Source organism: Nitratidesulfovibrio sp. D1 (assembly GCF_051133415.1).
GTDB lineage: Bacteria > Desulfobacterota > Desulfovibrionia > Desulfovibrionales > Desulfovibrionaceae > Cupidesulfovibrio.
In genome coordinates this window covers 87,790-100,395 of the sequence record NZ_JBPGNZ010000003.1, presented here as the reverse complement: position 1 = coordinate 100,395, position 12,606 = coordinate 87,790, and the positions used below count along the sequence as shown (strand labels likewise).

At 70.1% G+C, this 12,606-nt stretch carries 10 protein-coding genes and 1 tRNA gene; 4 read left to right on the top strand and 7 right to left on the bottom strand.

The genetic code is table 11. The features are described 5' to 3' along the window. Positions 1–2: 2 nt before the first annotated feature. The 5 genes from tsaA to ACR4XJ_RS06155 all read right to left on the bottom strand — a co-directional run bounded on the left by tsaA (position 3) and on the right by ACR4XJ_RS06155 (position 6,780). Positions 3–1,133, bottom strand: a complete 1,131-nt coding sequence (gene tsaA / locus ACR4XJ_RS06175) for a tRNA (N6-threonylcarbamoyladenosine(37)-N6)-methyltransferase TrmO (RefSeq protein WP_434754395.1) — start codon at positions 1,131–1,133, stop codon at positions 3–5. A 182-nt stretch (positions 1,134–1,315) separates the two neighbouring features. Further along, positions 1,316–2,338, bottom strand: coding sequence for a thiamine-phosphate kinase (gene thiL / locus ACR4XJ_RS06170; protein ID WP_434754394.1), 1,023 nt, complete (start codon positions 2,336–2,338; stop codon positions 1,316–1,318). A 109-nt stretch (positions 2,339–2,447) separates the two neighbouring features. Then, on the bottom strand, positions 2,448–4,823 hold the full coding sequence (locus tag ACR4XJ_RS06165) for a UvrD-helicase domain-containing protein (protein WP_434754393.1): 2,376 nt from the start codon (positions 4,821–4,823) through the stop codon (positions 2,448–2,450). Between the two features lie 56 nt (positions 4,824–4,879). Further along, positions 4,880–6,478: an alkaline phosphatase family protein gene (locus ACR4XJ_RS06160; protein ID WP_434754392.1), complete on the bottom strand. Its 1,599-nt coding sequence runs from the start codon at positions 6,476–6,478 to the stop codon at positions 4,880–4,882. An 89-nt stretch (positions 6,479–6,567) separates the two neighbouring features. Next, positions 6,568–6,780, bottom strand: a complete 213-nt coding sequence (locus tag ACR4XJ_RS06155) for a 2-hydroxymuconate tautomerase family protein (protein WP_434754391.1) — start codon at positions 6,778–6,780, stop codon at positions 6,568–6,570. A gap of 247 nt (positions 6,781–7,027) precedes the next feature. Between ACR4XJ_RS06155 and ACR4XJ_RS06150 the strand changes: the two genes are divergently transcribed. The 3 genes from ACR4XJ_RS06150 (at position 7,028) to ACR4XJ_RS06140 (ending at position 8,887) form a co-directional block, all read left to right on the top strand. Continuing rightward, positions 7,028–7,516: a hypothetical protein gene (locus ACR4XJ_RS06150; protein ID WP_434754390.1), complete on the top strand. Its 489-nt coding sequence runs from the start codon at positions 7,028–7,030 to the stop codon at positions 7,514–7,516. 89 nt (positions 7,517–7,605) lie between these two features. Further along, a tRNA-Leu gene (locus ACR4XJ_RS06145) sits at positions 7,606–7,692 on the top strand. A gap of 61 nt (positions 7,693–7,753) precedes the next feature. Further along, positions 7,754–8,887 carry a Fic family protein gene (locus tag ACR4XJ_RS06140; protein WP_434754389.1) on the top strand — a complete coding sequence of 378 codons (1,134 nt, stop codon included), beginning with the start codon at positions 7,754–7,756 and terminating at the stop codon, positions 8,885–8,887. Positions 8,888–9,024: 137 nt separating this feature from the next. Here ACR4XJ_RS06140 and ACR4XJ_RS06135 read toward each other — a convergent pair whose 3' ends face one another. Continuing rightward, positions 9,025–10,941, bottom strand: a complete 1,917-nt coding sequence (locus tag ACR4XJ_RS06135) for an ABC transporter ATP-binding protein (protein ID WP_434754388.1) — start codon at positions 10,939–10,941, stop codon at positions 9,025–9,027. Positions 10,942–11,022: 81 nt separating this feature from the next. Between ACR4XJ_RS06135 and ACR4XJ_RS06130 the strand changes: the two genes are divergently transcribed. Beyond that, positions 11,023–11,589: a metal-dependent transcriptional regulator gene (locus ACR4XJ_RS06130; RefSeq protein WP_434754387.1), complete on the top strand. Its 567-nt coding sequence runs from the start codon at positions 11,023–11,025 to the stop codon at positions 11,587–11,589. Positions 11,590–11,670: 81 nt separating this feature from the next. Here ACR4XJ_RS06130 and ACR4XJ_RS06125 read toward each other — a convergent pair whose 3' ends face one another. Further along, positions 11,671–12,588 carry a TonB family protein gene (locus ACR4XJ_RS06125; RefSeq protein WP_434754386.1) on the bottom strand — a complete coding sequence of 306 codons (918 nt, stop codon included), beginning with the start codon at positions 12,586–12,588 and terminating at the stop codon, positions 11,671–11,673. Positions 12,589–12,606: the final 18 nt, after the last annotated feature.

The window sequence follows — 12,606 nt, the reverse complement described above, 5'->3', positions numbered from 1 at the left end:
GTTCAGTCCCGCGCCTTGGCGTGGGCGGACAGCACCGCCAGCTGCACCCCGGCCAGATGTTCCAGTTCCTCGGCCAGGGCCAACGCGCGGGCGGCGGAGGGACCGGCGCAGCACAGGCCGTGACGCTCCATCCACACCGCGTCGCGGGTGGCGGCGGCAGCGGCCACGGCGTCGGCCAGTTCCCGCGTGCCGGGGGCGTGGGCGGGCGCGAAGCCCAGTTGGCCGCACAGCAGTTCCGATTCGTAGATGGGCAGGCGCAGCATGTCGTCCGGGGGCACCAGAGCCCCCAGGGCCAGCAGGCGCGGTGGGTGGGTGTGCACCACGGCCATGGCGTCGGGCCGGGCGCGGTAGACGGCCAGATGCATGGCCCCTTCCGACGAGGGCTTGCCCCCGGCCAGCACCGCACCGGTGGCGATGTCCACCAGCGCGAGGTCGCCGGGGCCAAGGTCGCCCTTGGCCGCGCCGGAGCAGGTCAGCAGGCAGGCCGTGCCCACGCGCAGGCTGGCGTTGCCGTTGAACCCGGAATACAGGCCGCGCTGCCAGCCGCGCAGGCAGATGCGCCGCAACTCGTCAGCGTGGCCGTCGGGGATGCCCTCGCCCCACGGGGAAGGGGCGGAACCGGACACCACGTGTACGGATGCGTTGCGGTTCGCACTACCATTCGTCATACGATTCGTATCACCGTCCTCGCCGACATCGCCGCCCTGAGCCGGTTCCGGCTGGCGCTGGCGGTACGAGGTCTTGATGTCGATGACCGGCGTACCGTCCAGCGCTTCCAGCGGGGCCACGCGCAGGCGCATGGAGCCGTCCGCGCCGGGGGCCAGTTCCAGCAGGCGCACCTCGTGCAGGCCCACGGGGTTGGGCCGGGCGGGCGAACGCGTGTTGAACACCCCGCGTTTGGGGCGGCTCAGGTCACCGCGCGGGTGCACGGACAGCACATGGCGGTCGGCGCGATGCAGCCAGGTGAGCAGGGTCAAGGACAGGCCCGGCGTCAGGGTGTCCAGGCCGGGCACGTAGGGCGCGGCAATCTCCACCCACGCCTCGGGCGCGCCCTCGTCGCCCTGCTTGGGGCACTGGGACAGGTCTGTGAGCGGCGACACGACGACGCCGATGGGCCGCAGGGTGGTGTCCATGTGTACTCGTCCCCGGTGGCTAAGGTGGAATACTCCGTCACCCCATTTAAAAAGTTTGCGGGGTGGGGGTTCGGGGGAGGGGCGCTTTGCGGCAACCGTTGGGTGAGCGCAACGCGCGAACCTTACGGATGGCGACCGCAGAGCGTCAAAGCGCCCCTCCCCCGCAAATGCCTGATTTCCTCTTACCCCGAAAAATGGTCGAACCCGGCGGACGCGGGCAGGTCCCCGTTGACCTGCACCACGCCATCGGCGGTAACCTGCCCGAGCAGGGTCAGGCCCGGCACGGCCGCGCGCACGGCGTCGAGCATGGCCGGGCGGCAGTTGCCCAGCAGGGCGTAGTCCTCGCCGCCGGTGAAGGCCATGTCCACGGGGTCCAGATCGTTGGCCAGGGCGTAGGCGCGCACCTCGCCGGGCTGGGCATCGGGGTCCATGGCCAGTTCCGCGCCCAGGCCGCTGCCCCGGTCCGCGCCGATGAGCCGAGGCAGGTCGCGCGCGAGGCCATCGGACACGTCCATGAGCGCGATGCGCGCATCGCCGGTGCCGCAGATGGCCGCCAGCGCCAGCCCGGCCGCCACCTGCGGACGTGGCCGCAGGTGGGCGCGGCACGCCTCGGGGTACAGACGGGCGGCTTCGGTTCCCATGCTTTCCAGCGCCAGCAGGCCCACGCGGGCCAGCCCAGCGCGGCCCATCAGGAACAGGTGGTCACCCGGCTGGCAACCGCCCCGCCGCAGGAAGGGCGACGCGCCGTCCTCCGCGACGGCTGCGGGGGCCGGGCGCGGTGCTGGGCCGCCCCACACGGTGATGCACAGGGACAGGGCGTCGCCGCAGGTCAGGTCGCCGCCGGTCAGGGCCATGTCGTGCTCACGGGCCAGCGCGGCCATGGCGGCCAGCATTTCGTCGCAGAACTCGCGCGAAAGGTCGGCGGGCGCGGTGAGCGCCAGGCTGAAGCCCAGCGGGCGCGCCCCGCAGGCGGCCAGGTCGCTGATGTTCACGGCCAGGGCCTTGTGGCCGATGTCGCCGGGGCTGAAGTAGCTGGTGCGAAAGTGGCTGTGCTCGTTGAACAGGTCGGTGCTCACGGCCATGCGCGGCGGGCAGGCGATGACGGCGCAGTCGTCGCCGCGCCCCACGCACAGGTGGGGATGGGCGTTGGTGAAGTGGCGGTCGATGGCGGCGAGGAAATCGTCCTCGGAGGCAAGCCGGGTCATGCGAAGGCTCCTGGTCAGGTGATGTGGGACGCGTCTGGGGCGCTGGCGGCATCTTTCGCGCCGCCGCAGCATGCTGTCAGCAAAGCAGCGCACGGCTGCGGCGCCCGCGTCAGTCGGATTCCAGCGTCAGGTATTCGGCCATGATCACCTTGAGGCCGAAACCGGGAAAGTTCACGCGGTACTTGTCGGGCGGCAGGTGCTGCACGATCTTGCCGCGCCCGAAGATACGATGGGTGCAGTAGCCGCAGCGCCCGGCCGGGGCCGTGCCGCCGGACAGCGGCGAGGGCGTGCCCGCATCGGGGGCGGGCTGTCCCCCGGCAGGAGATGTCGGCGACGGGACCGGTGACGTGGTGACAGGACGGGCCACCGCCCCCCCGGCCCTGCCCGGCGCGGTCCCTTCCGCGAACATGGGCGGCCGGGGAATGCCGGGCGCGCCGTCGAAGCGTCCTGTCCCCATGCCCTGAGCGAAGCCGCCGCCCCCCCCGCTTCCATTGACAAGGCCCCTGCCCCCGCCGAACCCCGCCCCGCGCTGCCCGTTGTGCGCATCGCGGCGCATCAGGCCGCCGGAGTAGCTTTCGTGCAGTTCGTCGAACAGGTGGGCGGGCAGTTCGCGCACAAAGGGGCTGGGCACGGCGGGTTGGTTGCCGCCGTCGCCCCGGCTGTACAGGCTGGCGGGCACGAACAGGCACAGGTGGTCGCGGGCCCGGGTGCAGGCCACGTACATCAGCCGCCGTTCCTCCTCGAAGTCCTCGGCGCGGGCGATGGCGTGCCGCGAGGGAAAGCGCTCCTCCACCAGGTCGATGAGCAGCACCGCGCCCCACTCCAGCCCCTTGGCCGAATGGATGGTGGACAGCACCACGCTGTCGCGGTTTTCCTCTTCCTCGCCGGGGTCTTCCAGCGACAGGTCGGAGATGAACAGGTCCAGGTCGCGGTACGACGCGGCGATCTGGAGCAGTTGTTCCAACCCCTGCTGCCTGCGCGGCCAGTCGTCGGGGAAGGCGGCTTCCATGCGCGGCTTGTAGTGCTCCATCACCTCTTCGAGCAGCGAGGTGGGCGTGTGCGGCCGCTTGCGCAGGCCGTCCAGCAGGTCCAGGTCGGCGCGCAGTTCGGGGTAGCGCTGGCAGGCGCGGCGGGTGGCCTCCGCGTCGCCCAGCCGGGCGATGTCGTACAGCTTCAGGGTGGTCTTGGGGCCGACCCCCTTGGAGAGCGCGGCGACCCGCTGGAACGCGGGCAGGTCCAGCGGGTTCAGCACCAGGCGGGCGTAGGACAGCACGTCCTTGACGTGGGCCGCCTCGGAGTAGCGCAGCCCGCCGTACTTGCGGAACTTCAGGCCCAGTTTGTTCAGCTGCACTTCCACGTGGTACGACTGGTACCCGGCCCGGAACAGCACGGCGATGTCGTGCGGCGGGTAGCCGCGCAGGAATTCCGCGATGCGCGACACCACCAGCGAAGCCTGGGTCAGGTCGCTGAGCGGACGCACCACCTGCGGCCTGTCGCCCCCTTCGCGCGCGGCGAACAGCTTCTTGCGGTAGGCCTGGGGGGCCTCTTCGAGGATGGCGTTGGTCAGGTCCAGCACCGGCTGCACGGAGCGGTAGTTCTCCTCCAGTTTGATGAGTTGCGCTCCGGGGAACAGCTTGGGGAAATCCAGGATGTTGCGCACGTCCGCCCCGCGAAAGGCGTAGATGGACTGGGCGTCGTCGCCCACGGCCATGACGTTGCCGCCCTCGCCCGCCAGCAGGTGCACCAGCCGGGCCTGCACCAGATTGGTGTCCTGATACTCATCCACCATGATGTAGCGGAACTTGGCGCGGCACCAGTCCAGCACGTCGGCCCGCTCGCGCAGCAGGCGTTCCAGTTCGAACAGCAGGTCGTCGTAGTCCAGCAGGCCGTGCTCGCGCCGGTAGGCGTGGTAGGCGGCGGCGATGCGGGCGATGCCTTCGGCGTGCACCAGCAGGTGGTACGCCTCGCGCCGGATCACCTCGTCGATGTCCAGTTCCTTGTTGCGGGACTTGCTGATGAGCCCCACGATGTTCTGGGTGCGCGGGAAGGACCGGTCGCCCTTGCCGATGCCGAGGTTGTCCTTGCAGTGGCGCACCGCGTCCACGATGTCCGCGCCGTCCATGACGGTGAGGTCGCCCGCCTCGTAGCCCGAGGGCCGGAACTGGCGCAGCACCGAATAGGCGAAGGCGTGGAAGGTGCCGCCCTGCACCCCGGTGACCCCGTGCGCGCCGCCGTGCACGGCGGCGGTGGCGCTGCGCTCCAGCAACCGCCCGGCCCGGTGCAGCATTTCGCGCGCGGCCTTACGGGTGAAGGTAAGCAGCAGGATGGACGAGGCGGGCACGCCCTGCTCCACCAGGTTGGCCAGCCGGTAGACGATGGTGCGCGTCTTGCCGCTGCCCGCCCCGGCAATGACCAGCACCGGGCCTTCCAGGGTGGTGGCGGCCTGATACTGGGCGGGGTTCAGTTCGTTTCGATAATCTATCATGTGGTTGCCGGATAGTGATCGGTGCGTTTGCGTTGTGAAGTCTTTGCTGGCGTGGTTCAGCGCGCGCGGATGATGTGGCTATCGGAAAGCGACGCAGGTGACATGGCGGAGTGTGGCGGACTTGGGGTGGCATGTGCCGGGCCGGATGGGCCGGATGGGCCGGATGGGGCGGGCGGGCCGTCCCCGCCGGGGGCGGGCACCGTCCCCCGCCAACCCGCCTGTGTGGTGAGACTGGCCGGATAGCCCGTGGTGCGCGGTGGCGCATCCAGCCCGAAGTGGCGCAGCACGGCCGCGCCCGCGTCACGCACCGAAACGGGTGCGCTGCCGTCCGGCTGCGAATCGTACCAGAAGGCGTCGTCCGGGGTGTGGGTGCCGGTGCGGCCATACTGTTCCGGCAGGCCGAAGACCTGGGCGCGGTTCCACTTGGCCTTGAGGTCGAAGCCGTAGGCGGGCACGCAGACCAGGTCCGGCGCGGCCCAGCGCATGGGCGGACCATCAGCGGGAGTGTCGGCGGATTCGCCTGCGCCGGAAAGATGTCCGGGCACCTCCGGCCCGTATGCCTCGTCCGCCGTGAGCACGGCGCGGAACACCGGCGCGCCCTCGAACGTCAATTCCATAAGCTCGCGCCGCAGCCGTTCGGACAGATGCCGCCCGGCCGCGTCGTCCAGCATGCCGTCGGGGAAGCGGCGGCGGGTGCGCAGGTAGATGCGGCCGGGGTCCAGCGCGAAGGCCGCGCTGTCCGGATGCAGGGTGGCGGCGTCCAACTCGCCGCACTGTTCCACGCCGCCGGGCGTGACCTGGCGCAGCAGGCCCTGCCCGCGCAGCCAGGCGTTCAGGTCCACCTCGGCGCGCACCGGGCCGAAACCGTGGTCCGCCAGCGCCAGCAGGCGCACCGGGCGACCGTCGCACGCGGAAAGGGCCTTGACGAGGTCCAGCACCTCGCCCACCAGCGCGTCCCATTCCGTCAGAAAGTCCATGCACGCCGGGTGCAGCGGGTGGTCTTCGCCGGTCACCGCGTCCCACAGGAAGTGGAACAGCCGGTCGGTCTCGGTCAGCACCAGCACGAACAGGTTCCACGCAAGGTCCGGCCACAGCAGGCGTAGCGCCGCGCGGCGCGAGGCCAGGGTGGCGCGCAGTTCGGCCAGCAGGTGGGCCGGGTCGGCCGCGCCACGCGCGGTGTCGGCCTCCAGCCGGTAGCCCGCCCCGGCCAGCGGCCCCAGCAGGAAGGGCGGATGCACCGCCCGCCCTAGGTCGTGCGCCACGAATCCGGACACCAGCATGCCCGGAATGGGCCGCGCCGGGTAGGTGTTGGGCAGGTTGACGACCCGGCTGGTCAGCCCGCGCTCGCCCAGGCGGTCGAAGATGGTGGGCGCGGCCACCTGCGAGAAGTCGGCCAGCGACAACCGGCGCGTGGCCACGTTGAACCGCGTGAAGCCGTACACCCCGTGCGTCTCCGGACCGACCGCCGTGTAGAACGAGGTCCAGTTCACCGGCGAGAGGTCGGGAAGCTCGGCGGCCAGGGCCGACGCGTTGGGGGATGCGGCGATGCGGGCAAGGTTGGGGGTGCGGCCCCGCGCGCAGAGGTGGCGGGCCAGCGAGAACGGCAGGCCGTCCAGCCCGAGCACCACCAAGCGGGGGCGCGTGTCCGTGTGCATGCCCAAGTCTGTAGCAGATGGGGGGGCGATGCGCCAGCGCGCGAGGCCGGGCGGTGGGGACAGCCGTGGCCGCGCCACCCCCCTCCCGGCTACGCGCCGCGCTTGCGCCGGGCGGTGATGGTTTCCCCGCCCACACCCCAGTTGTCGATGTCCACCTCGTCGATGGTCACCACGGTGGTGGCGGGGTTCTTGCCGAGAATGTCCACCAGCAACTGCGTGACGCCCCGGATGTGCAGGATGAGCGCCGCCTTCTGCTCGCTGGTCGCGCCTTCGCGGGTGATGCGGATGTTGACGTAGGGCATGGGGCCTCCTTGCAAAGGGGAACGTGCGAGTGGGGCCAGTATCGCCGGCCGCGCGGCGAACGTCCAGCCGGACAGCCGCCGGAACGCCACGGGTGCATCCGGCGCGCGCGGTGCGGCGGTTTTGACGCCCGAAGCCGGCTCGGCTATATCATCGGGGATATGCCGCGCCCCCGGGTACGGCCAACCGGCACGGCAGGCGGGCGTCCCGGCTTCTCCCGTATCCTCCCGGAATACCCAAGGACCGCACATGGCGAAATTCGACTGTGAACTCTTCGGCCATTTCGTGTACGGGCCGGAACTGAGCTACAACGATCTGCTGGCCCGCGAGGCCGAACTGGTGGACGCCATCCACGGCGCGCTGGACGCCAGCGGCGGCGAGCACATCGACTTCACCCCCACGGGCGACGCCCTGCGCGTGCAATGCGTGTTCGCCCACCACGAGGAGACGGCGTTCCACGCGGCCTGCGCCGCCGTGGCCCCCCTGCTGCGCGGCGACGTGGAAGGGCGCATGCTGTTCGTGGACAAGGGGCTGGACCTGCTGCATCTGTACCTGCTGGCCGACGGCACCTGGCGCGAGGCCGCCCTGCGCCTGCCCGAGGCCCGCGCGGGCATGGCCGCCCACGCGCAAACGGACCCGGCCTTGGCCGTGGGGCCCACGGCAAAACCCAAGCCGGGCGCGGCCCGCGCCAAACGCGGTAAGGGTGGCGGCAAGACGACCGCGAAACCGGCAGAGTAGGCGTCCCCGCCGCCCCGGCGTGGCCGTGCACCACCCCGACGTTGACGGCAACCGGCCCGCATACTAGGGTTTCGGCCCATTCCCACCGTGCCCGGATGGCGGAACTGGCAGACGCAAGGGACTTAAAATCCCTCGGCCTCACGGCTGTGCGGGTTCAATCCCCGCTCCGGGCACCACATCTCCTCCGCCGGAATCCGCCCGGCTTTCGGCTCTTCCCGCCAGCAAGCGAGGCATCCGATGAAGTTCGAAGACTTCACCTCCGGAAAATTCGTCCAGCAGTACGAATACAAAAGCTTCACGCCCACCCTGGTGAACCGCGAGTGGACGTGGGAAGACCCGCGCATCAACAGCCTGCTGGAGGAAACCACCCGCAGCCTCGCCGAGTTGGACGCCTTTTCGAAGATGGTCCCGGACGTGGACCGCTACATCTACATGCACGTCGTCAAGGAGGCCAACACCTCCAGCCGCATCGAAGGCACGCGCACGGAAATGGACGATGCGCTGCGCGACAGAATGCACGTTGCCGAAGAAAAACGCGACGACTGGCAGGAAGTGCACAACTACATCGATGCAATGAACGTGGCCATCCACGAACTGGCGGAGCTTCCGCTTTCGAATCGCCTGCTCCGGAAAACACACGAGATATTGATGCGCGGTGTGCGCGGCGAACGCAAGACGCCCGGCGAATTCCGCCGCTCGCAAAACTGGATCGGGGGGGCGTCGCTGAAGGACGCCGTCTTCATTCCCCCCCATCACGACGAGCTTCCCGAACTGCTCGGCGACCTCGAAAAGTTCTGGCACAACGCGGAGATTCACGTTCCGCACATCATTCGGGTAGCCATAAGCCACTACCAGTTCGAAACCATTCACCCCTTTCTGGACGGCAACGGCAGAATCGGGCGCCTGCTCATCACGCTGTACCTCATCAGCGCCGGGCTGCTCAGCAAGCCGTGCCTCTACCTTTCCGCACACATGGAAAAGCACAAGGGGCAATACTACGATGCGCTGACCGGGGTCCGCGTGTCCAACGACCTCGGCCACTGGGTCCGCTTCTTCCTCGTGGCCATGCGCGATACGGCCCGCAACGGGGTGACCACGTTCCGGAACATCATGGCGCTCAAGGAGCGTTCCCTGCAAAAGGTTCTTTCGTTGGGCGCACGATCCGCCAATGCCCAAAGGCTGTTGGAATCGCTGTACATGAATCCGGTCACCAGTGGAAAGCTCGTGGCCCGGAACCTCGGCATCTCGCCTCCAACGGCCAACACCCTCATCGAGGAAATGGTCCGGCTTGGCATCCTCGAAGAAATGACCGGCTTGCAGCGCAACAGGGAATATCTGTTCACCGAGTACTACCGGCTTTTCCTCGACTGATCGGAACACCCATTGCCTAAAATTCCGCTCAGAATTTTTTTCTTACCCGGAGCGCTAATTAAATTTTGATCTCATTTTTTAATTAGCGAACCCGGATAGTAAAAATTCACCCCAAAACTAGCGCATTCCCGGCCACCCTATCCCTCCGAGGCCGTCCCCGTATTCCACATCTCGGCGTACAGGCCGCCGCGCTCCAGCAGTTCGCGCGGGGTGCCGCGTTCCACCTCGCGGCCCTGGTCCAGCACGACGACGCAGTCGAAGTCGGCCAGGGTGGAGAGGCGGTGCGCCACGGCGATGACCATGCGACCGGGCCGACCGGGCCGCTCGGCCGACGGGGTACAGTCCCCGCCGGCTTCCTTTCCGGCCGCCAGCCCGGCCAGATTGCGCTTGATGCGCTGCTCGGTCAGCGAATCCACGGCGGAGGTGGCCTCGTCCAGGATCAGCACGGCCGGGTCGCGCAGCAGGGCGCGGGCCAGGGCGATGCGCTGGCGCTGCCCGCCGGACAGCTTCAGTCCCCGCTCGCCGATGAACGTGGCGTAGCCGTCGGGCAGGTCCGTGATGAAGTCGTGCGCGTCGGCCATGCGCGCGGCCTCGCGCACCGCCGCGTCGTCGGCGTGCGGCGCGCCCAGGCGGATGTTTTCCTCCACCGTGCCGTGGAAGATGAACGGATCCTGCGGCACGTAGCCGATGTGCGACCGGTACGAGGCCAGGGTCCAGTTGCCCAGCGGACGGCCGTTGACCAGCACCTCGCCCCGTTTGGGGTCGTGCAGGCGCAGCAGCAGGCGCACCAAGGTGCTCTTGCCCGCGCCCGACGGACCCACGATGCCCAGCGACATGCCCTCGGTCACCGTCAGGTCGATGGCGTGCAGGGCGTCTTCCCTTTCACCATGGCCCTCGCCGTAGCCGTAGCCCGCGCCGCGCAATTCGATGCGCCGGGGCGGCTCGCGCAAATCCTCCGCGCCGGGGGCGTCCACCACCGTGGGCCGGGCTTGCAGCAGTTCGTCGATACGCGTCAGGGCGGCCCGTGCCTGCTGCACCTGGTTGGCCACCATGCCCGCCGCGAAGATGGGCAGCACCAGCCGCATGCCCATGAACACGAAGGTGGTGTACGCGCCCACGCTGGGGCCGCTGCCCTGCGCGGCCAGCCACCCGCCCCCGGCGATGAGCAGCGCGAAGGACAGCCCCGCCGCGATGAAGATGGCCGGGATGAACCGGGCCCGCGTGCGCGCGGCGGCGATGCCCGCGTCGCGGTATTCGGCGGACCGGACGCGCAGCCGCTCCATTTCGTGGTCCTGGGCGTTGGCGGCCTGCAATTCGGCCACGCCGTGCAGGCTGTTCTCCAGCACCCCGGCAAAGCCCCCCGCCGCCTTGCGGGCGTGCAGGTACTGCGGCCGGATGCGCCGGGCGAAGTGCACCATCAGCCACACCACGCCCGGTACCGGGATCAGCAGCAGCGCGGCCAGCCGCCAGTCCAGCCAGAGCATCCAGCCGTAGGTGCCGCAGACCATCATGCCCACGCGCACCGCGCCGGGCAGGGTGTCGGACACCACGGCCTCCAGGGTGTCCACGTCGCCGGAGACCACGTTCATCAGGTCGCCCTTGCGGCGGCTTTCGTAGAACCCGGCGTCCAGCCGCAGCAGGTGGCCGTACAGGGCCATGCGCAACGCATGGCGCAGCCGCTGGGCCACGTCGGCCAGCATGTAGTCGCTGCCGCACTGGAAGACGGCCAGCCCGGTGAAGGCCCCCAGCACCATGGCCCCATACATCGCGTAGGTCGCGGGGGCGGTCTGCCCTCCGGTGACGGCGTCCACCACCACGCCCAGCAGAGCCATGGGGATGAGGTCGCACAGCCGGGCCAGCAGGCTGCCCCCGATGCCCAGGGCAAAGCGGCCGCGCAGGGGGCGCAGCAGCGCGGCCACCAGATGGCGCCCCGTGGGTGAGGTCGGTGGGGTCGGCGGGGTCGGCGGGGCGGGCCGGGCATCGGGAAAGGGGGCCGGTTCGGCAACGGCGGGAACGATGTTGGGGGCGGCGGGCCCCGGCATGGTGGCGTTCAAGGGGTGCATCCGGAAGTGTTTTACGATACAGGGGCGAAACGCGCGCCACGGCGCGGACAACACAACACGCAAGGGGCCGGCATGTCGGCAGAGAACACCCCGCTGTCCAACACGCTCGAAGATTATCTGGTCGCCATCTTCCACCTGGAGATGGAGCGCGGAGCGGCGCGCTCGCGCGACATCGCCGAGGCCCAGGGGGTGTCCCGGTCCACGGTGACCAGCGCGCTGAAGGCCCTGGCCGCGCGGGGGCTCATCGAATACCAGCCGTACAGTCTGGTGCGGCTGACCCCGCAGGGCGAACCGCTGGCGCGCGAAATCGCCCACCGCAACATGATCCTGCGCCGGCTGTTCGGCGACGTGCTGCAACTGGACCGGCCACTGGCCGAGGCCACCGCCTGCCGGGTGGAGCACGCCGTGGACGCGCAGGTCATCAAGCGGCTGGGGCAGTTCCTATTGTACCTCGAACGCACCGGTCTGCAACTGGACCGTTGGCGCGAGGACTACGCGGCCTACATGCGCCGCAAGCCCCACCCCGGCCCGGATACGCAGATGGACGGTCCGGCGGCGCGGGAACAGGACGCCCCCCCGCTGCCCAGCCCGGCCCGCGCGGCCGCGCCGCGCCGCAGGAAGGGCGGCCGCACCGGGTAGCGCCCGGCGGCGGCATCGCCAGGCATTGCCGGACATGACGGGACATGACCGGATGCCCCATCGTCAGTCCCGCCAATCCCGTCAGTTCAGCTCGTAGCGCACCGGCACCAGCACGCGCATGTCGCCGGGCAGGCTGACATTGGCCACACGCACCCCCTCCATGCGGGCGAAGGCCTTTTCCGTGGCCCTGTCCAGCAGGGCATGGGCGCTGCACGCGGCCACGTTCCAGGTGTCGATGGCCCCGTCGCTGCGCAGCTTCACGGCCATGACCACGGTGCCCTGGTATCCCGCCCTCCGCGCGGCGCGGGGGTATTCCTTGTACCTTTCCACCAGCGCCGTCAGGGCGGCCAGGATGCGCTGCGTCTCGCCCGCGTCCGCCATGGGGCTTCCGCCCGGATGCCCGGCGGCGGGCGCGCCCGCGCCACTGCCCGGCCCGCCGCTTCCCGCGCCGCGCGCCACACCGCCCGGCGCACCGCCGGAGGCTGCGGCAACGGGCACGGTGTCGCAGAACTCCGCCTCCCGCCCCGCCGTGGTGTTCCGCTCCTCGCGGGGCTGGTGGGCGGCAGGCCGGTCCGGGGCCGATTTCGGGGCCGGTTTCGGGGCTGACGTGTCCCGCACCTCTGGCCGGGGCGCGGCCTTGGCGGCCACCTTGCGCGCCGCCACGGGTTTGGCGGCGTTCTCCGTCACCAAGGCGGCAGGCTTGACCGGCACAGGCGCGGGCGTGGCCGGAGGCGCGGCCTGCGGCCGGGGACGGGACACCGGCTGCGGCGCGGATTCCGGAACGGCGGACGCCGCCCCGCCACCACCGCCACCCGGCAGCGCCAGACCTTGCAGGTCCATCATCACCACGCCCAGCGGCAGGGGCTGACGGGGCGGATGCGCCGCCAGCGGAGCCATGGCCATCAGCAGGAACACGCCGCAGTGGATCACCAGCGACGCGACAATGCCGCCCAGGCCCTCCCGGTCTTCGGAATGTTCACGCAGTGCAGGCAGATGCATGGGTGCTCCTTGCCATGT

Coding starts and splice junctions, on each gene's coding strand:
- ACR4XJ_RS06125 (WP_434754386.1), bottom strand. CDS start 12,588: ATGCATCTGCCTGCACTGCGTGAACATTCCGAAGACCGGGAGGGCCTG.
- thiL (WP_434754394.1), bottom strand. CDS start 2,338: ATGACCCGGCTTGCCTCCGAGGACGATTTCCTCGCCGCCATCGACCGC.
- tsaA (WP_434754395.1), bottom strand. CDS start 1,133: ATGGACACCACCCTGCGGCCCATCGGCGTCGTCGTGTCGCCGCTCACA.
- ACR4XJ_RS06130 (WP_434754387.1), top strand. CDS start 11,023: ATGTCGGCAGAGAACACCCCGCTGTCCAACACGCTCGAAGATTATCTG.
- ACR4XJ_RS06165 (WP_434754393.1), bottom strand. CDS start 4,823: ATGATAGATTATCGAAACGAACTGAACCCCGCCCAGTATCAGGCCGCC.
- ACR4XJ_RS06155 (WP_434754391.1), bottom strand. CDS start 6,780: ATGCCCTACGTCAACATCCGCATCACCCGCGAAGGCGCGACCAGCGAG.
- ACR4XJ_RS06140 (WP_434754389.1), top strand. CDS start 7,754: ATGAAGTTCGAAGACTTCACCTCCGGAAAATTCGTCCAGCAGTACGAA.
- ACR4XJ_RS06160 (WP_434754392.1), bottom strand. CDS start 6,478: ATGCACACGGACACGCGCCCCCGCTTGGTGGTGCTCGGGCTGGACGGC.
- ACR4XJ_RS06150 (WP_434754390.1), top strand. CDS start 7,028: ATGGCGAAATTCGACTGTGAACTCTTCGGCCATTTCGTGTACGGGCCG.